This window comes from Streptococcus sp. Marseille-Q5986, from assembly GCF_946902915.1.
In the GTDB taxonomy this organism is placed as follows: Bacteria; Bacillota; Bacilli; order Lactobacillales; family Streptococcaceae; genus Streptococcus.
Genome location: NZ_CAMPPY010000001.1, coordinates 65,081 through 83,403, shown reverse-complemented (window position 1 = coordinate 83,403; position 18,323 = coordinate 65,081). Strand labels below are relative to the sequence as shown.

Here is an 18,323-nt window from a genome sequence, read left to right as displayed (position 1 = left end):
CGTCAACTACTTCGATTTAGAAATAATTTTCACCAACAAAAAAGACCTCCCACCTAGAGTAGAAGATCTCCGTTCTTGAGTAGCTTAATCTACCATTTCAGACACCAAGGTTCGATGTTCCAGTGGTAGACTGCACATAACCAGCAAGAAGATGAATCCTGACTGAATCCAAAAGAGAGCCAAGTCAAAAATTCCATGTACAGCAACTACTGTCAGGAAGGAGAGATAAAGACCGATAATTGGTCGTTTACCAGACTCCTGACTCATATCCATCATCATGTGAACCGGGATAACCGAAGAAATGGATAGGAGAATGGTTCCAATCAAACCATAACTTAAGATAGTATCAATGTAAAGACTATGTGCATGCTCGTGGTAAGGTGCATGAATTCTCGGATAGGAATTCATATAGGTCAGTGGTCCCTCACCCCAGATCGGATTTTGTTTAAACAAAGTCATACCGGCATTCCAGATTGAAACACGCTCCTCCATTGAAGAATCTAGCGTTCCCATACGAACACCCAAATCGCTTGAGAAGAGGAAACAAAGGCCAATCCCAAAAACTCCAATACTGAGCCAGAAGGCGCGCCAGTTTTTAATGGTTGTAAAGAGATAAATGATGGCACCAGCGATGATGGCAGGAAAGGCTGTTCTATTTTGCGTAAAATTCAAACCAAATAGATTTACAAAACCTGCTAGAACACAAAAGACTTTCAACCATCTTAACTTCGTCGTTGTAAAGAGATAAAAGGCAATCATAATACAGAAGCAACAGATAATCCCATAGTAGTTAGGATTAAAGAAGGTCACCTCTGCACGGTTCTGGTGCCATACTTGCATATTGGGCGAAAGAAAGGCATAATTAAATTTCTTTACAATTTGGAAATGCTCCAAGGTAGCAAAAGCCGCAGAGAGCACACTACCAAACAAGATTGTCTGCAGTATCAGTCGAAAGAAAGCATGTGTCAGACGTTTTTGATAAAAACTAAAGAAAATGAGGAAGAGAAACATCAGTAAAGATGCAACCAATCCAAGCCAGTTCTTGGCAACGATAGAGATGATACTACTGTAGGCAATAAAAAAGAGAAGTACAGGATGTTTGATTAATCCTTTGATAATCTCCTTCATCTCCCCAGTAACAAGTAAACCTATCAAATATAAAGCAAAGAGCGCTAAAAACAAATAAAAAGGTAAAAAGATACTTATGGTCATCAAATACAAAAAGAAATCTTTTTTCGAAAGCCCTCTTATCTTATCCAGTAATCCAATTGATTTCAAAACGGATCCTTTCTGTTCTGGATTTCTCCAGAAGATAAATGCTAAACTATCTTTATATTCTACCATTTTTTCCGTCACTTGGGAATAATGAACACGCTACCAATAAGAAAAAATCAGTGAATATTTAGAAAAATTTTTTAAAGAGAGAAATATTACAAAGCAATTATTGCTCCCCTACAACTATTCATTTTCCTAAATTAAAGAAAGCTATGGTAGAATAAAAGAAAGCTATAAAAATCACTGTAGAACAAATCTGTATAGAGGAAAACAATATGAAATCACACCAACTAGTCTACCAAATATTAGCTAGAGAAAACGATTATGTTAGCGGAGAAAAAATCGGAGAAGAACTGAATTTAAGTCGTACATCCATATGGAAAGCTATCCAACGTCTTCAACAAGAAGGCCTAGAAATTGACAGTATCAAAAATAGAGGATACAAGCTTATTCAAGGCGATCTGATATTACCTGATTTGATTCAGGAGAAAACCAACTTAACCATTCGCTACAAACCTGAGACCAAATCAACACAAACAGATGCAAAAGAAGGGATTGAAGCTGGAAACGAAGGAAATACACTCTATCTTTCAACCTGTCAAACAGCAGGTCGTGGCCGCTTTCAGCGTCCCTACTATTCTCCATCTCAGGGCGGAATCTATATGTCCCTGCATATTCAACCCAATCTTCCCTATGAAAAACTCCCTTCCTATACTCTTCTTGTAGCTGCTGCAGTCTACAAAGTCATTAAAAATCTAACTATGATAGAAGTAGATATCAAATGGGTAAATGACATCTACTTTAAAAATAAAAAGATGGTAGGTATCCTCACCGAAGCACTGACATCAGTTGAGACAGGCTTGGTTACAGATGTCATTATCGGACTTGGTATAAATTTTTCTATAGCAGACTTCCCAGATGACCTAAAAGAAAAAGCAGGCAGCCTATTTATGCCACCTGCACCAATTAGTCGTAATGAGCTCATCAGCGAAATATGGAATTGTTTCTACAATACGAATCCAAATGAGCTACTTTATATCTATAAAGAAAGATCAATCGTTCTTGGAAAAGAAGTTACCTTCCAGCAAGATGGAAAAGTAAAAAAAGGTCTTGCAAAAACAATCTCAGAATCTGGGAAACTTCAAGTCGAACTTGAAGATAAACATACTATCTGGCTAAATAGCGGAGAAATATCTCTAACTAGTTGGCAATAAACAAAGAAAGGACGAAATTTGTCCTTTCTCGTTCTTAGCTGACTTCAACCCATTACAGTTGACAAACATACTAAGATTAGTAGTGAGAAAATCTCCGACGGGAGAGAGTACTCACTACTTTTTCTTTATGTTAAAGTAAAGGTGTCTTGTAAAGTCGTAGGGCTCTTTGGCGCTAGACGTCGCGTATTGAAAATAAAATCACTAAAACACGGAATTATTCAAGACAAAAGAGGTAATATCATGCCTACAGTATTTGGGATTGATGTGAGTAAGGCAAGTTCTGAAGTGGCAATTTTAGTCAACGGTGAGAAGAGTCATGGCTACACTAGGCTCAATGACCCCATTAGCTTCAATCGTCTTTTGAACGACTTGAAAACTGTTCATAACCCTGAGATTATATTTGTCTATTCTAGGCGTCTTCGAGCCTTTCTTGAGGAATACGACTACGCTTATACACAGCTGAATCCTCTGGAAGCTAAGAAGCAATTGGACAGTCTGCGAGTTCGTAAAACAGACAAAATTGACGCTGAAAAGTTGGCTCATTCTCAGCTTGTGCACAATCGTAAACAAACTTACGTGCATCAACACCTGCGTGATTTAAGTCCTTTCTATCAAAATCATTGTTCGAGCTAAAAACCGTCTACACAAGGTCTTACAAGTCACCTTTCCTGAATTGGAAAATCTCTTATCCACACCAACTGGAGAGCCATATTGGAATTTAGTGATGGCTTTTCCATGCAAAGAGTTTGTAGTAAGCCTATCTCAAAGTGAATTGTGGAAAATCGTCCGTCAATCTACCTCCAAACGAATCCCTGAAAAGCCTATTGCTTACCTGACTGATAAACTTATAAAACTCGCTAAACAATCTTTTTGTGCGGTCAAGAAAATCTCTCCAATGCTGGAAGAGCTTCGTTTCTATGCTCAAAAATTGCTTCGTCTTTCTGAACGCAGACAGCTTGTCTTAGATGACATGGTCGCTCTAGCTCAGCCTTTACCAGAGTATGACATCTTACGTTCAATTTCTGGCATCGCAGAAACCACAGCGACATCTATCATTGGCGAATTGGGAGATATTCGTCGCTTTCAGTCTACCAATCAAAGCAACGCTTTCATTGGCATTGACCTGAGACACTATGAATCTGGGAACTTTCTCGCCAAGCCAAGGAACACATTACTAAACGAGGGAATCCCTCTGCCAAAAAAATCTTGTTCAAGTCCATTCATAACATCGCTTCAGCTCGTCATACCAATCCCTGCCATATCGCCGACTTTTATGAGAAACGAAAAAGACAAGCAACAATAGCTTCAACCAAGCCACATGCGATTGCCTCTATACATCGTCTCATTCGAACAATGTATTACCTCATTACGCATAACAAACTTTACGATTACTCTCTGACCCAAAATCGATAAGGCTGTCTATGTCGTATTATTATAACACCTTGTTTCAAAAAATACCAGATGAGGTGTTTTTTAGCATGGAGCAATAAGTGGTAAAAATAAGACAGTAACCTCAGAATAGCTACTGTCTTCTCTCTTTTTTACTTAAACCCTTTGATATACTTGACAAATAGTAGAAAAGAGCCTCTTAACGTACGGAGAATGGGGGATTCGAACCCCCGCGCCAGTTACCCGACCTAACGATTTAGCAAACCGTCCTCTTCAGCCTCTTGAGTAATTCTCCTATTAATGGGTTAATGGGCACGAGTGGACTCGAACCACCGACCTCACGCTTATCAGGCGTGCGCTCTAACCACCTGAGCTACGCGCCCAAGTTTGAAAACTTGGTATGAACTTTCGTTCAAAGCGGGTGACGAGAATCGAACTCGCGACAACAGCTTGGAAGGCTGTAGTTTTACCACTAAACTACACCCGCTTAATAAAGTAAAATATGGCGCGAGACGGAATCGAACCGCCGACACATGGAGCTTCAATCCATTGCTCTACCAACTGAGCTACCGAGCCAATATTGCGGGAGCAGGATTTGAACCTACGACCTTCGGGTTATGAGCCCGACGAGCTACCGAGCTGCTCCATCCCGCGTTAATATAAAAGGAGGATGTGGGATTCGAACCCACGCACGCTTTTACACGCCTGACGGTTTTCAAGACCGTTCCCTTCAGCCGGACTTGGGTAATCCCCCATTATTTACAATGGACCTTGTAGGACTTGAACCTACGACCACTCGGTTATGAGCCGAGAGCTCTAACCAGCTGAGCTAAAGGTCCAACAAAATCATTATAGCGGCGAAGGGGATCGAACCCCCGACCTCCCGGGTATGAACCGGACGCTCTAGCCAGCTGAGCTACACCGCCATAAATCGGGAAGACAGGATTCGAACCTGCGACACCTTGGTCCCAAACCAAGTACTCTACCAAGCTGAGCTACTTCCCGCGTCAAATAAAAAAATGCACCCTAGAGGAGTCGAACCTCTAACCGCCTGATTCGTAGTCAGGTACTCTATCCAGTTGAGCTAAGGGTGCTCATCATTATATGCCGAGGACCGGAATCGAACCGGTACGATCGTTACCAATCGCAGGATTTTAAGTCCTGTGCGTCTGCCAGTTCCGCCACCCCGGCCTCTCTAAGCGAACGACGGGATTCGAACCCGCGACCCCCACCTTGGCAAGGTGGTGTTCTACCACTGAACTACGTTCGCATCGACCTCTTATTCTATATAAAAAAATGCCGGCTACATGACTTGAACACGCGACCCTCTGATTACAAATCAGATGCTCTACCAACTGAGCTAAGCCGGCTGCTTTCTATTATGCGGGTTAAGGGACTTGAACCCCCACGCCGTTAAGCGCCAGATCCTAAATCTGGTGCGTCTGCCAATTCCGCCAAACCCGCAAATATGACCCGTACTGGGCTCGAACCAGTGACCCATTGATTAAAAGTCAATTGCTCTACCAACTGAGCTAACGAGTCTAAAATAACTTCCGTTACCTTAAACGGTCCCGACGGGAATCGAACCCGCGATCTTCGCCGTGACAGGGCGACGTGATAACCGCTACACTACGGGACCTATATGGGAGTTAACGGGATCGAACCGCTGACCCTCTGCTTGTAAGGCAGATGCTCTCCCAGCTGAGCTAAACTCCCAAAAGAGTGGAGTCAGCTCCCTGACTCCTCTTGCTAAGCGACTTCCATATCTCACAGGGGGCAACCCCCAACTACTTCCGGCGTTCTAGGGCTTAACTGCTGTGTTCGGCATGGGTACAGGTGTATCTCCTAGGCTATCGTCACTTAACTCTGAGTAATACCTACTCAAAATTGAATATCTATCAAATACCAAGTAAACCTCACACTTTGTATCCTCAGTTACTTTGGATAAGTCCTCGAGCTATTAGTATTAGTCCGCTACATGTGTCGCCACACTTCCACTTCTAACCTATCTACCTAATCATCTCTCAGGGCTCTTACTGATATATAATCATGGGAAATCTCATCTTGAGGTGGGTTTCACACTTAGATGCTTTCAGCGTTTATCCCTTCCCTACATAGCTACCCAGCGATGCCTTTGGCAAGACAACTGGTACACCAGCGGTAAGTCCACTCTGGTCCTCTCGTACTAGGAGCAGATCCTCTCAAATTTCCTACGCCCGCGACGGATAGGGACCGAACTGTCTCACGACGTTCTGAACCCAGCTCGCGTGCCGCTTTAATGGGCGAACAGCCCAACCCTTGGGACCGACTACAGCCCCAGGATGCGACGAGCCGACATCGAGGTGCCAAACCTCCCCGTCGATGTGAACTCTTGGGGGAGATAAGCCTGTTATCCCCAGGGTAGCTTTTATCCGTTGAGCGATGGCCCTTCCATACGGAACCACCGGATCACTAAGCCCGACTTTCGTCCCTGCTCGAGTTGTAGCTCTCACAGTCAAGCTCCCTTATACCTTTACACTCTGCGAATGATTTCCAACCATTCTGAGGGAACCTTTGGGCGCCTCCGTTACCTTTTAGGAGGCGACCGCCCCAGTCAAACTGCCCGTCAGACACTGTCTCCGATAGGGTTCACCTATCCAGGTTAGAGTGGCCATAACACAAGGGTAGTATCCCAACAGCGTCTCCTTCGAAACTGGCGTCCCGATCTCTTAGACTCCTACCTATCCTGTACATGTGGTACAGACACTCAATATCAAACTGCAGTAAAGCTCCATGGGGTCTTTCCGTCCTGTCGCGGGTAACCTGCATCTTCACAGGTACTAAAATTTCACCGAGTCTCTCGTTGAGACAGTGCCCAAATCATTACGCCTTTCGTGCGGGTCGGAACTTACCCGACAAGGAATTTCGCTACCTTAGGACCGTTATAGTTACGGCCGCCGTTTACTGGGGCTTCAATTCATACCTTCGCTTACGCTAAGCACTCCTCTTAACCTTCCAGCACCGGGCAGGCGTCACCCCCTATACATCATCTTACGATTTAGCAGAGAGCTGTGTTTTTGATAAACAGTTGCTTGGGCCTATTCACTGCGGCTGACTTAAAGTCAGCACCCCTTCTCCCGAAGTTACGGGGTCATTTTGCCGAGTTCCTTAACGAGAGTTCTCTCGCTCACCTGAGGCTACTCGCCTCGACTACCTGTGTCGGTTTGCGGTACGGGTAGAGTATGTTTAAACGCTAGAAGCTTTTCTTGGCAGTGTGACGTCACTAACTTCGCTACTAAACTTCGCTCCCCATCACAGCTCAATGTTATAGAACTAAGCATTTAACTCAATTCACACCTCACTGCTTAGACAGACACTTCCATTCGTCTGCTTTAGTTAGCCTACTGCGTCCCTCCATCACTACATACTCTAGTACAGGAATATCAACCTGTTGTCCATCGGATACACCTTTCGGTCTCTCCTTAGGTCCCGACTAACCCAGGGCGGACGAGCCTTCCCCTGGAAACCTTAGTCTTACGGTGGACAGGATTCTCACCTGTCTTTCGCTACTCATACCGGCATTCTCACTTCTATGCGTTCCAGCACTCCTCACGGTACACCTTCTCCACACATAGAACGCTCTCCTACCATACCTATAAAGGTATCCACAGCTTCGGTAAATTGTTTTAGCCCCGGTACATTTTCGGCGCAGGGTCACTCGACTAGTGAGCTATTACGCACTCTTTGAATGAATAGCTGCTTCTAAGCTAACATCCTAGTTGTCTGTGCAACCCCACATCCTTTTCCACTTAACAATTATTTTGGGACCTTAGCTGGTGGTCTGGGCTGTTTCCCTTTCGACTACGGATCTTAGCACTCGCAGTCTGACTGCCGACCACAATTCTTTGGCATTCGGAGTTTATCTGAGATTGGTAATCCGGGATGGACCCCTCACCCAAACAGTGCTCTACCTCCAAGAATCTTTATGTCGACGCTAGCCCTAAAGCTATTTCGGAGAGAACCAGCTATCTCCAAGTTCGTTTGGAATTTCTCCGCTACCCACAAGTCATCCAAGCACTTTTCAACGTGCCCTGGTTCGGTCCTCCAGTGCGTCTTACCGCACCTTCAACCTGCTCATGGGTAGGTCACATGGTTTCGGGTCTACGACATGATACTAATGCGCCCTATTCAGACTCGGTTTCCCTACGGCTCCGTCTCTTCAACTTAACCTCGCATCATATCGTAACTCGCCGGTTCATTCTACAAAAGGCACGCTCTCACCCATTAACGGGCTCGAACTTGTTGTAGGCACACGGTTTCAGGTTCTATTTCACTCCCCTCCCGGGGTGCTTTTCACCTTTCCCTCACGGTACTGGTTCACTATCGGTCACTAGGGAGTATTTAGGGTTAGGAGATGGTCCTCCCAGATTCCGACGGGATTTCTCGTGTCCCGCCGTACTCAGGATACTGCTAGGTACAAAGACTATTTTAAATACGAGGCTTTTACTCTCTTTGGCTGATCTTCCCAAATCATTCTTCTATAATCTTTGAGTCCACAGTGCAGTCCTACAACCCCGAAGAGTAAACTCTTCGGTTTGCCCTCCTGCCGTTTCGCTCGCCGCTACTAAGGCAATCGCTTTTGCTTTCTCTTCCTGCAGCTACTTAGATGTTTCAGTTCACTGCGTCTTCCTCCTCACATCCTTAACAGATATGGGTAACAGGTAGTACCTGTTGGGTTCCCCCATTCGGAAATCCCTGGATCATTGCTTACTTACAGCTACCCAAGGCATATCGTCGTTTGTCACGTCCTTCTTCGGCTCCTAGTGCCAAGGCATCCACCGTGCGCCCTTATTAACTTAACCTTATTTTTGACCTTTCAGTCAGAAACTCTTTTAATACTACAGCGTTTCGGTTTATTTTCTTGTTACTATTTGATATAGATATTCAATTTTCAATGTGCATTACTTGGTAATCTCTCACCAATGGAGCCTAGCGGGATCGAACCGCTGACCTCCTGCGTGCAAAGCAGGCGCTCTCCCAGCTGAGCTAAGGCCCCACAAGACCTCTCAAGACTAAACAAGACCAATGTGCAGTTCCTTATCCTTAGAAAGGAGGTGATCCAGCCGCACCTTCCGATACGGCTACCTTGTTACGACTTCACCCCAATCATCTATCCCACCTTAGGCGGCTGGCTCCTTACGGTTACCTCACCGACTTCGGGTGTTACAAACTCTCGTGGTGTGACGGGCGGTGTGTACAAGGCCCGGGAACGTATTCACCGCGGCGTGCTGATCCGCGATTACTAGCGATTCCGACTTCATGTAGGCGAGTTGCAGCCTACAATCCGAACTGAGACTGGCTTTAAGAGATTAGCTTGCCGTCACCGGCTTGCGACTCGTTGTACCAGCCATTGTAGCACGTGTGTAGCCCAGATCATAAGGGGCATGATGATTTGACGTCATCCCCACCTTCCTCCGGTTTATTACCGGCAGTCTCGCTAGAGTGCCCAACTAAATGATGGCAACTAACAATAGGGGTTGCGCTCGTTGCGGGACTTAACCCAACATCTCACGACACGAGCTGACGACAACCATGCACCACCTGTCACCTCTGTCCCGAAGGAAAACTCTATCTCTAGAGCGGTCAGAGGGATGTCAAGACCTGGTAAGGTTCTTCGCGTTGCTTCGAATTAAACCACATGCTCCACCGCTTGTGCGGGCCCCCGTCAATTCCTTTGAGTTTCAACCTTGCGGTCGTACTCCCCAGGCGGAGTGCTTAATGCGTTAGCTGCGGCACTAAACCCCGGAAAGGGTCTAACACCTAGCACTCATCGTTTACGGCGTGGACTACCAGGGTATCTAATCCTGTTTGCTCCCCACGCTTTCGAGCCTCAGCGTCAGTTACAAGCCAGAGAGCCGCTTTCGCCACCGGTGTTCCTCCATATATCTACGCATTTCACCGCTACACATGGAATTCCACTCTCCCCTCTTGCACTCAAGTTAAACAGTTTCCAAAGCGTACTATGGTTAAGCCACAGCCTTTAACTTCAGACTTATCTAACCGCCTGCGCTCGCTTTACGCCCAATAAATCCGGACAACGCTCGGGACCTACGTATTACCGCGGCTGCTGGCACGTAGTTAGCCGTCCCTTTCTGGTAAGATACCGTCACAGTGTGAACTTTCCACTCTCACACTCGTTCTTCTCTTACAACAGAGCTTTACGATCCGAAAACCTTCTTCACTCACGCGGCGTTGCTCGGTCAGACTTTCGTCCATTGCCGAAGATTCCCTACTGCTGCCTCCCGTAGGAGTCTGGGCCGTGTCTCAGTCCCAGTGTGGCCGATCACCCTCTCAGGTCGGCTATGTATCGTCGCCTTGGTGAGCCGTTACCTCACCAACTAGCTAATACAACGCAGATCCATCTGGTAGTGATGCATTTGCACCTTTCAATGGATTATCATGCGATAATCCATTTTATGCGGTATTAGCTATCGTTTCCAATAGTTATCCCCCGCTACCAGGTAGGTTACCTACGCGTTACTCACCCGTTCGCAACTCATCCAAAAAGAGCAAGCTCCTCTCTTCAGCGTTCTACTTGCATGTATTAGGCACGCCGCCAGCGTTCATCCTGAGCCAGGATCAAACTCTCATTAAAAGTTTGAGTTCTCACTCATTTCTGTCACTGACAGATTTATTGTTTTTTCATTGTTCAGTACTATAACCTTAGTTATAGTGCCCTGCACATTGGTTCGTCTTGTTCAGTTTTCAAAGGTCTTTGTCACTCACTCTCTCAAGCGACAACTATATTAGTATATCACAGCTCCCTGTCTCTGTCAACAGTTTTTTTAAACTTTTTTCAAGTTTTTTTCTACCACGATACACTCATAGTCCGTACGGGATTCGAACCCGTGTTACCGCCGTGAAAAGGCGGTGTCTTAACCCCTTGACCAACGGACCTTGAGCCTTTCAACTCTTTCTATTATACCTACTTTTCCCCCTTTGTCAAGAACTTTTTTTCAGTGAATTTGATTTTTTATTTTCGGTAATTTCTCAAAGTAACTTCCACTTTCCTGATCGAAGTGGAAATTCGTCTAAAACGGATTTTTATGGTGGAATTAAGTGTGAGACGTTTGAGTTAGAAATGAGGTCTACTCTGACCAAACAGAAACACCTTACCCTTTCAGACCGTAATGATATCCAACTAGGCTTAGAGCGCGGTGAAACCTTCAAAGCTATTGGACAATCCATTCTAAAAGACCCAACTACTGTTTCAAAAGAAGTCAAACGAAACAGACAAGTTAGAGAATCTACATGTGATAACCTTCCTTGTCCTCAACAATACGAACAAACTCTTGTCGAGGCTCGTGAAGGAACTCCTCTCAATTCTCAGACTTTCTGGGACTCCGAAAAGGATACCTATCTATCGCTCCTATTGACCTAGCCAGAGCCGTTAAATTTAAAGAAAGACGGAAAAATAAGCTACCTTCCATCCCTAAAGAAGCTAAAAAACCGTTCCTCTGAGGATTTTCAAATCTATTTAGCCCTGAATCAACTAGACTCATGGCTGGAAATGGACACGGTTATGGGCAGAATGGGAGGTAAAATCCTAGTCACCTTCAATCTTTCCTTCTGTAACTTTATCTTCGCTAGGCTGCTGGAGAATCAAACTGCCCTTGCGGTTACCAAACACCTCATGATATTAAGAACACTCTTCACCAAGCGAACAAAGACTTTTTCCAACCCTTTCCCGTCATTCTTACCGATAATGGTGGAGAGTTTGCCAGGGGCGATGACATCGAAATGGATATTCGAGGAGAAAGTAAACTCTTCTTTTGTGACCCTAATCGCTCTGACCAGAAAGGGAGAATTGAGAACATTCACACGCTGATTCGCGACCTTCTACCTAAAGGAACTTCCTCTGATAACTTCATTCAAGAGGACATCCATCTCGTCTGTTCGCATGTCAACAGTGTCAAACGAGCTGCTTTGAATGGAGAGTCAGCCTATGAACTCTTTGCCTTTACTTACGGAGAAGGGATTCCTAAGCTTCTTGGTATTTCTAAAATACCTGCAGAAGACGGCTGTCAATCTTCTAAATTACTTCAATATAGGTTCTAAAAACGAACCTTCAACCCCATTCAAACGTCTCACTCTAACTTCCACCATAGCGGAACTTAATCTGAAATGCTTTCAGATGAGGGGATTTTGTGCCCTCTTTTTTCGATTCCTTTTGGCTACAAAAGCGATGAAATCAAGCATGAGTAAAACCAGTGGAACTTAGCCTGACACGGATTTCCACTGGTTTTTAGAATTTTTCAGATCAACTTCCACTTCTACTAGCGGTGGAACTTAGTTTGGGAATTTAGCCTTTTATCGAAATTCTGAAAAGATAATGGAAAGTTCTCTTAGAAGAGCTTTACGTCCTCTGAAGACTTCCCCTCCCATGAGACGGTCCACTAACTCTTGTTTCTCCTCACTTTGCTTGGATTTGTAAGTCTTTAGAAGTTCGTGAAAAAGATAATAATCATCCAGTCTGAGTCCTTTTTCTCCTAGACGATGGCTAATCTTACTCACCTCTTCATAGGGTTCTTTGTTGAAACGACGCTTGTGACTTTCCTGTTTACGGATATAATCTAAAATACGATTCCGGAATTTTGTTTTAAAGCAGACATATAATCGATGTCGTTCATCTTCTAGTAACTCTGGATGGTGACTGACCAGCTCATAGAGGCACATCATGCCCTCCTGGTCCCAGTCTTCTTTCTCCCACAGATGTAGATGATAATCTTTGCGACACTTATGGACAATCCCCTTCGTTTCTTCGTATAGTTCTTTCATATTCATAGACCTCTCCTTTCTGCATTTAGTTTAGCAAAATGCACGAACCCATGGGTCTATTTCCTCTATTCTATACTTCTTCCTCTCTCAACGGCACATAAAAAGAGAGGCAAGGCCTCTCTGGGGTTATAATTCTGCAATTTGGTTTAGGTTTACTTCTGCAATCGTATCATTACCAAACATAGAGATAATCATCTTCACTTTGTTGTTATCAATTTCGGTAATTTTACCTGTGTAGTCTGCAAAAGCGCCATCAATGATGCGGACAGTCTGACCAACTTCAACGTCAATATCAAACTCTTGAACGGTTTGTCCCATTGAAACCAGAATATCACGGATTTCTTGTTCCAATAGTGGCGTTGGTTTTGATCTGTTACCGTGAGACCCGACGAATCCTGTTACGTTCGGTGTGTTTCGAACAACGAACCATGCTTTATCGGTCATGACCATTTCTACAAGGACATAACCTGGAAAGCGATTCTCCTCAACTTCCTTTTTCTTTCCATTTTTCTCAACTTGCACGGTTTGTGTTGGAATTTCAACGCGTAGAATATTATCCAACATGTTATACGTTTGCGCACGTTGCAATAGATTTTCTTTTACCTTATTTTCATAGCCAGAATAAGTTTGTAGAACAAACCATCCCTTGTCAAAACTATCCATGATATTTCCTTTCATATATAGAAGAAAGCTAGCAGGAATCCTCCGCTTTTCTTCTAAAAAATGTTAATAAATTGAATCAAACCTGAAACAATCAACTTGTCAAAAATGTAAATGATTACCACAAAGAAGGCTGTGTATTCCATAATAGAGCGAAAATCTCTCCAGCTTTCCTTGCGAGTTGGCCACGTTGTTTCTTTAAGAAGTTTAAAAATATCCTTAATAAAGCCCATCTTCCTCTCCTATCTCGTTTCTCTATGTGTTGTATATTTCCCACAATGTTTACAAAATTTATTTACTTCTAGTCGTGTTGGCTTGGGGTTCCAACTAATTTTGATTGAGTAATTCCTTGAACCACAAACTGCACAAGCTAGGCTTGCTTTTTTTAGTACCATAACGCCTCCATCTTATCTATTATAACAAGAAACCTAGGCTTTGACAAGCCTCTTAACGAAATAGATTAAGGAATGAGTCCCATATAGTCTGGGCTTTTTCTTTTATCTTAGCTTCTGAAATCGCACGTCCTGCTTCATCTACAAGATTTTGTGCACGACTACGAATATCTCCTATCGGGTCCTCAGACTGGTTTATCTCATTTTCAATAGCTTGTTTTTTCGTATTTTCTGGTTCAATCCCATTTTGTTTATAAGCATTCTCAACTGTAAAGGTACTTCCTGGCGTATAAGGTAAAATGGTATTGGCAATGTTTCTAAAGACATGAGCTGCACCGTTTGAAGTAGAGCCAGCTAGATAGTGGTTTTCATCAGTGGTCGGAAAGCCAAGCCAGTGGCTAATCACTACATCCGGAGTATAACCAATTACCCACTGGTCACTTGTGTACTCCGGATTGAAAACTGCTTCAGTTGTTCCAGTTTTCCCTGCCATGACATAGTCTGCAGGCGATGAACTAATACCGGTACCGTTGGTGAAAGTCCCCAACATCATACTGGTCATCTTGTCAGCTACAGACTTATCAATCACCCGTTTTTGTGAATTTTTATGACTCGCAATAACTTGTCCACTAGCATTTTCAATTCTACTAATAAAATGAGCTTCAGGCATTAAACCTTCATTTGCAAAGGCAGCGTATGCTTGAGCCATTTGAAGAGGGTTGGTTTCAACACCGCTTCCCAAGGCGACACCAAGAACACGGTCGACCTTTTCCATGTTGAGTCCGAATTTTTCGCCTGCCTCAAAAGCCTTGTCGACACCCAAATCATTAACAGTGGCAACAGCAGGTAGATTAAGCGATTCTGCCAAGGCTTGATACATAGGAACTTCTCGACTCGTTTTGATCCCTGCATAGTTGTCCACTTGATAACTATCGTACTGCATCGTATGATTATCCAATTGCTTGTTTAAGGCCCATCCTGCTTCTACTGCAGGCGTATAAACAACTAAAGGCTTAATTGTAGAGCCAGGGCTACGCTTAGACTGAGTGGCATAGTTGAAATTGCGGAATCCAGTTTTATCATTATCAGCAACCTGACCGACAACCCCACGAACTCCTCCTGTTTTTGGTTCGAGTGCTACACTTCCTGATTGAGCAAATGTTCCATCTTCTGCCCTCGGAAATAGTACGGTATTTTCATAGACGACCTGCATATTTGCTTGGTAGTTTTGATCCAACTCTGTATAAATGCGGTAGCCATTATTAACAATTTCTTCCTCTGTTAGATTATACTTGGAAACGGCTTCGTTAACCACCGCATCAAAGTAAGAAGGATAGCGGTAATCTGAGATTTTTCCTTCATACTTATCGTGCAATTGCGAAGTCATATCAACTTCAGCAGCTTCGGTTTCTTGATTTTTATCAATATATCCCGCCGCAACCATATTTTGCAAGACAGTATCGCGACGATTGGTTGAATCCTCTACGGAATTCAAGGGATTATACAATTCCGGCCCCTTGAGCATCCCTGCCAGAGTCGCAGCTTGATCCAAACTCACTTCTGACGCAGAAACTCCAAAGTATTTCTTACTTGCATCTTCTACGCCCCACACACCATTTCCAAAATAGGCGTTGTTAAGGTACATGGTTAAAATCTGATCCTTGCTATATTTTTTTGTTAACTCTAAGGCTAGAAAAAATTCTTTCGCTTTTCTCTCGACAGTTTGATCCTGTGACAAATAAGCGTTTTTAGCCAGCTGTTGGGTAATAGTAGAACCACCACCTGAACGACCAGCAGTGACAATAGCCAAGAAGAAGCGACCATAGTTAATCCCGTCGTTTTTATAGAAAGAACGGTCTTCAGTTGCAATAACAGCATTCTGCAAATTTTTACTGATGTCAGTCAGTTCAACGTAGGTTCCCTTTTGACCAGACAAGGCACCAGCCTCCTTTTCTTCACGGTCAAAAATGAGAGTTCGAGTTTTCAAGGCATTTTGCAAATCATTGACGTTGGTTGATTTGGCAACAGCAAACAAATAGGTTCCAACCAGCAAGCCTGCACTCAAACCTAGTATAAGGACAATCTTTGTTAAATGATAGCGACGCCAGAATTTTCGAATCGGACCCACTTGGGCCAATTTTTTTCGATCACTGCGAGAACGACGCAAGCTAGTAGACCCAGAATCCTCTGATTCACTTATTTCTTTTTTAAAAAGAGAAAGAAATTTCTCGAATAATTTATCTAATTTCATGCGTTTATTTTATCATCTTCATCATAGGAAGACAAGAATTTAGCTATTTCCTATCCAAATAGGGCTTTTTTTGTTACAATATCTGTATGAAATTCACATTTACATTACCAGCCTCTTTACCTCCAATGACGGTTAAGCAATTACTAGAGGAGCAACTCCTCATTCCTAGAAAAATCCGACATTTTTTGAGAATCAAGAAACATATTTTGATAAACCAAGAAGAAGTTCACTGGAACGAGATGGTGAATCCTGGAGATGTTTGCCAGTTGACTTTCGACGAGGAAGATTATCCCAACAAGGAAATACTTTGGGGAAATCCAGACCTCGTTCAAGAAGTTTATCAAGATCAACATCTTATTATCGTCAATAAACCCGAGGGTATGAAAACTCACGGTAATCAGCCAAACGAAATCGCTCTTCTCAATCATGTCTCTGCCTACATTGGGCAGACTTGCTATGTCATTCATCGCCTAGATATGGAAACAAGTGGTTTAGTGCTTTTTGCTAAAAATCCTTTTATCCTACCCATTCTTAATCGCTTGTTGGAGAAAAAAGAAATTGCTCGCGAGTACTGGACACTCGTAGAAGGGCGAGTAGAGAGCAAAGAACTTGTCTTTCGAGATAAAATTGGCCGTAATCGACACGATCGCAGAAAACGAGTAGTAGATCCCCAAAATGGGCAATATGCTGAAACGCATATCAGTCGATTAAAGCAATTCCCAAATAAGACTTCTCTGGTTCGTTGCAAGCTAAAGACCGGTCGAACGCATCAGATTCGTGTTCACCTCTCTCATCACGAGCATCCTATCTTAGGCGACCCTCTCTATAATAGTAAATCAAAAACAAGTCGGCTTATGCTTCATGCCTTTCACCTTTCTTTTACCCATCCACTCACCTTAGAAAAATTGAGTTTTACTGCCCTCTCAAATACTTTTGAAACAGAATTAAAAAAGAATGGATGATTGTCTCATCCATTTTTAAATATTTAAAAAGCAAGACCAAGGGCCTTGCTTTCTATCGACTCAAGAATTATTTAGCAATTTTTGCGAAGTATTCAAGAGTACGAACAAGTTGTGCAGTGTATGACATTTCGTTGTCGTACCATGATACAACTTTAACCAATTGTTTACCGTCAACGTCAAGAACTTTAGTTTGAGTTGCGTCAAACAATGAACCGTAAGACATACCTACGATATCTGAAGATACGATTGGATCTTCTGTGTAACCGTATGATTCGTTTGAAGCTGCTTTCATAGCTGCATTCACTTCATCAACAGTAACGTTCTTTTCAAGAACTGCTACCAATTCAGTAACTGATCCAGTTGGAGTTGGAACGCGTTGTGCAGATCCGTCAAGTTTACCGTTCAATTCTGGGATTACAAGACCGATAGCTTTCGCAGCACCAGTTGAGTTAGGAACGATGTTTGCAGCACCAGCGCGAGCACGGCGAAGGTCACCACCACGGTGTGGTCCGTCAAGGATCATTTGGTCACCAGTGTAAGCGTGGATAGTAGTCATCAATCCTTCAACAACACCAAAGTTGTCTTGAAGAGCTTTAGCCATAGGAGCCAAGCAGTTTGTAGTACATGAAGCACCTGAGATAACTGTTTCAGTACCATCAAGAACGTCGTGGTTAGTGTTGAATACAACTGTTTTAACGTCGTTTCCACCAGGAGCAGTGATAACAACTTTTTTAGCTCCACCTTTAAGGTGTTTTTCAGCAGCTGCTTTCTTAGCAAAGAAACCAGTAGCTTCAAGAACGATTTCTACACCGTCGTTAGCCCAGTCGATTTGTTCTGGATCACGTTCAGCAGAAACTTTGATGAATTTACCGTTAACTTCAAATCCACCTTCTTTAACTTCAACAGTACCGTCGAAACGACCTTGAGTTGTGTCGTATTTCAACAAGTGTGCAAGCATAACTGGATCTGTAAGGTCGTTGATACGAGTAACTTCAACACCTTCTACGTTTTGGATACGACGGAAAGCAAGACGACCGATACGTCCGAAACCGTTAATACCAACTTTAACTACCATTAGTGATTTCCTCCTTATGAAAATCATGAAATTTTTATTGTGAAAAAAGTAACTTGAATCACTACAAATCACCTTTCAACAAACCTATTATATAACTATTTGAGTTTAATTGCAAGTATGGGCGTCGATTTTCTCTCTTGCTTTTCTACTTTTCCACTCCTTTTCATTCACTTATTTTTTAATTTTTAAATATATCCCTACAATCTTTTATAATGTCCGTATATTATCCCCATTTCCACACTCAACCTTAATTCCAGGTCTATCTGAGTTCACAAAAAAGAGACAGGA

Annotated in this window: 9 protein-coding genes, 19 tRNA genes, 3 rRNA genes and 2 pseudogenes; 4 read left to right on the top strand and 29 right to left on the bottom strand. The window is 43.3% G+C overall.

The features are described 5' to 3' along the window. Positions 1-84 precede the first annotated feature (84 nt). A complete protein-coding gene (locus OVN21_RS00480) occupies positions 85-1,278 on the bottom strand; it encodes an O-antigen ligase family protein (protein WP_267247280.1) in 1,194 nt (397 codons plus the stop codon). Positions 1,279-1,550: 272 nt separating this feature from the next. On the opposite strand from OVN21_RS00480, the gene birA reads away from it, so the two are divergent. Continuing rightward, positions 1,551-2,489, top strand: a complete 939-nt coding sequence (birA, locus tag OVN21_RS00475) for a bifunctional biotin--[acetyl-CoA-carboxylase] ligase/biotin operon repressor BirA (RefSeq protein WP_267246839.1) — start codon at positions 1,551-1,553, stop codon at positions 2,487-2,489. Between the two features lie 240 nt (positions 2,490-2,729). Next, positions 2,730-3,902 (top strand): annotated as a pseudogene (locus OVN21_RS00470) (IS110 family transposase). A gap of 183 nt (positions 3,903-4,085) precedes the next feature. Here the strand turns inward: OVN21_RS00470 and OVN21_RS00465 are convergent. From OVN21_RS00465 to OVN21_RS00360, 22 genes are all read right to left on the bottom strand, one after another. Next, a tRNA-Ser gene (locus OVN21_RS00465) sits at positions 4,086-4,173 on the bottom strand. Between the two features lie 14 nt (positions 4,174-4,187). Next, a tRNA-Ile gene (locus tag OVN21_RS00460) sits at positions 4,188-4,261 on the bottom strand. A gap of 33 nt (positions 4,262-4,294) precedes the next feature. Next, positions 4,295-4,365 (bottom strand) — tRNA-Gly (locus OVN21_RS00455). A 16-nt stretch (positions 4,366-4,381) separates the two neighbouring features. Further along, positions 4,382-4,454, bottom strand: a tRNA-Phe gene (locus OVN21_RS00450). Positions 4,455-4,458: 4 nt separating this feature from the next. Next, positions 4,459-4,532: transfer RNA gene (locus tag OVN21_RS00445), tRNA-Met, on the bottom strand. Between the two features lie 10 nt (positions 4,533-4,542). After that, positions 4,543-4,632: transfer RNA gene (locus OVN21_RS00440), tRNA-Ser, on the bottom strand. 11 nt (positions 4,633-4,643) lie between these two features. Then, a tRNA-Ile gene (locus tag OVN21_RS00435) sits at positions 4,644-4,717 on the bottom strand. Positions 4,718-4,730: 13 nt separating this feature from the next. Next, positions 4,731-4,804 (bottom strand) — tRNA-Met (locus OVN21_RS00430). Between the two features lie 5 nt (positions 4,805-4,809). Further along, positions 4,810-4,883: transfer RNA gene (locus OVN21_RS00425), tRNA-Pro, on the bottom strand. 15 nt (positions 4,884-4,898) lie between these two features. Further along, positions 4,899-4,972: transfer RNA gene (locus OVN21_RS00420), tRNA-Arg, on the bottom strand. An 11-nt stretch (positions 4,973-4,983) separates the two neighbouring features. Then, positions 4,984-5,069 (bottom strand) — tRNA-Leu (locus tag OVN21_RS00415). A gap of 7 nt (positions 5,070-5,076) precedes the next feature. After that, positions 5,077-5,148 (bottom strand) — tRNA-Gly (locus OVN21_RS00410). A 27-nt stretch (positions 5,149-5,175) separates the two neighbouring features. Next, positions 5,176-5,248: transfer RNA gene (locus OVN21_RS00405), tRNA-Thr, on the bottom strand. A 12-nt stretch (positions 5,249-5,260) separates the two neighbouring features. Next, positions 5,261-5,342 (bottom strand) — tRNA-Leu (locus tag OVN21_RS00400). 5 nt (positions 5,343-5,347) lie between these two features. Beyond that, positions 5,348-5,420, bottom strand: a tRNA-Lys gene (locus OVN21_RS00395). Between the two features lie 24 nt (positions 5,421-5,444). After that, positions 5,445-5,517, bottom strand: a tRNA-Asp gene (locus OVN21_RS00390). A gap of 4 nt (positions 5,518-5,521) precedes the next feature. Continuing rightward, positions 5,522-5,594: transfer RNA gene (locus tag OVN21_RS00385), tRNA-Val, on the bottom strand. Between the two features lie 32 nt (positions 5,595-5,626). Continuing rightward, a 5S ribosomal RNA gene (rrf, locus tag OVN21_RS00380) occupies positions 5,627-5,742 on the bottom strand. Between the two features lie 76 nt (positions 5,743-5,818). After that, positions 5,819-8,719: ribosomal RNA gene (locus OVN21_RS00375) — 23S ribosomal RNA — on the bottom strand. A 121-nt stretch (positions 8,720-8,840) separates the two neighbouring features. Then, positions 8,841-8,913 (bottom strand) — tRNA-Ala (locus OVN21_RS00370). Between the two features lie 51 nt (positions 8,914-8,964). Then, a 16S ribosomal RNA gene (locus OVN21_RS00365) occupies positions 8,965-10,512 on the bottom strand. The 16S, 23S and 5S rRNA genes sit together here with 19 tRNA genes alongside, the layout of an rRNA operon. Before the next feature lie 230 nt (positions 10,513-10,742). After that, a tRNA-Glu gene (locus OVN21_RS00360) sits at positions 10,743-10,814 on the bottom strand. Positions 10,815-11,010: 196 nt separating this feature from the next. Here OVN21_RS00360 and OVN21_RS00355 point away from each other — a divergent pair. Next, positions 11,011-11,975 (top strand): annotated as a pseudogene (locus OVN21_RS00355) (transposase). 252 nt (positions 11,976-12,227) lie between these two features. On the opposite strand, the gene OVN21_RS00350 reads toward OVN21_RS00355, so the two are convergent. From OVN21_RS00350 to pbp2a, 5 genes are all read right to left on the bottom strand, one after another. Beyond that, the gene (locus OVN21_RS00350) at positions 12,228-12,701 is read right to left on the bottom strand and encodes a sigma-70 family RNA polymerase sigma factor (protein WP_267246838.1); all 474 of its coding nucleotides are present in this window, start codon (positions 12,699-12,701) and stop codon (positions 12,228-12,230) included. A 120-nt stretch (positions 12,702-12,821) separates the two neighbouring features. After that, positions 12,822-13,358 carry a transcription termination/antitermination protein NusG gene (nusG, locus tag OVN21_RS00345; RefSeq protein WP_267247279.1) on the bottom strand — a complete coding sequence of 179 codons (537 nt, stop codon included), beginning with the start codon at positions 13,356-13,358 and terminating at the stop codon, positions 12,822-12,824. Positions 13,359-13,411: 53 nt separating this feature from the next. Beyond that, positions 13,412-13,588, bottom strand: coding sequence for a preprotein translocase subunit SecE (secE, locus tag OVN21_RS00340; RefSeq protein ID WP_267246837.1), 177 nt, complete (start codon positions 13,586-13,588; stop codon positions 13,412-13,414). A gap of 9 nt (positions 13,589-13,597) precedes the next feature. Further along, a complete protein-coding gene (gene rpmG, locus OVN21_RS00335) occupies positions 13,598-13,750 on the bottom strand; it encodes a 50S ribosomal protein L33 (protein WP_267246836.1) in 153 nt (50 codons plus the stop codon). Between the two features lie 52 nt (positions 13,751-13,802). Continuing rightward, positions 13,803-15,998, bottom strand: a complete 2,196-nt coding sequence (gene pbp2a, locus OVN21_RS00330; RefSeq protein WP_267246835.1) for a penicillin-binding protein PBP2A — start codon at positions 15,996-15,998, stop codon at positions 13,803-13,805. 86 nt (positions 15,999-16,084) lie between these two features. On the opposite strand from pbp2a, the gene OVN21_RS00325 reads away from it, so the two are divergent. Continuing rightward, positions 16,085-16,960: an RluA family pseudouridine synthase gene (locus OVN21_RS00325; RefSeq protein ID WP_323743835.1), complete on the top strand. Its 876-nt coding sequence runs from the start codon at positions 16,085-16,087 to the stop codon at positions 16,958-16,960. A 67-nt stretch (positions 16,961-17,027) separates the two neighbouring features. On the opposite strand, the gene gap is transcribed toward OVN21_RS00325, so the two are convergent. Then, on the bottom strand, positions 17,028-18,035 hold the full coding sequence (gene gap, locus OVN21_RS00320; RefSeq protein WP_050142225.1) for a type I glyceraldehyde-3-phosphate dehydrogenase: 1,008 nt from the start codon (positions 18,033-18,035) through the stop codon (positions 17,028-17,030). Between the last annotated feature and the right edge of the window lie 288 nt (positions 18,036-18,323).

What these genes read in the sequence shown, in the direction of transcription:
- pbp2a (WP_267246835.1), bottom strand. Translation starts at nt 15,998, where the DNA reads ATGAAATTAGATAAATTATTCGAGAAATTTCTTTCTCTTTTTAAAAAA.
- rpmG (WP_267246836.1), bottom strand. Translation starts at nt 13,750, where the DNA reads ATGGTACTAAAAAAAGCAAGCCTAGCTTGTGCAGTTTGTGGTTCAAGG.
- OVN21_RS00325 (WP_323743835.1), top strand. Translation starts at nt 16,085, where the DNA reads ATGAAATTCACATTTACATTACCAGCCTCTTTACCTCCAATGACGGTT.
- secE (WP_267246837.1), bottom strand. Translation starts at nt 13,588, where the DNA reads ATGGGCTTTATTAAGGATATTTTTAAACTTCTTAAAGAAACAACGTGG.
- birA (WP_267246839.1), top strand. Translation starts at nt 1,551, where the DNA reads ATGAAATCACACCAACTAGTCTACCAAATATTAGCTAGAGAAAACGAT.
- gap (WP_050142225.1), bottom strand. Translation starts at nt 18,035, where the DNA reads ATGGTAGTTAAAGTTGGTATTAACGGTTTCGGACGTATCGGTCGTCTT.
- OVN21_RS00350 (WP_267246838.1), bottom strand. Translation starts at nt 12,701, where the DNA reads ATGAATATGAAAGAACTATACGAAGAAACGAAGGGGATTGTCCATAAG.
- nusG (WP_267247279.1), bottom strand. Translation starts at nt 13,358, where the DNA reads ATGGATAGTTTTGACAAGGGATGGTTTGTTCTACAAACTTATTCTGGC.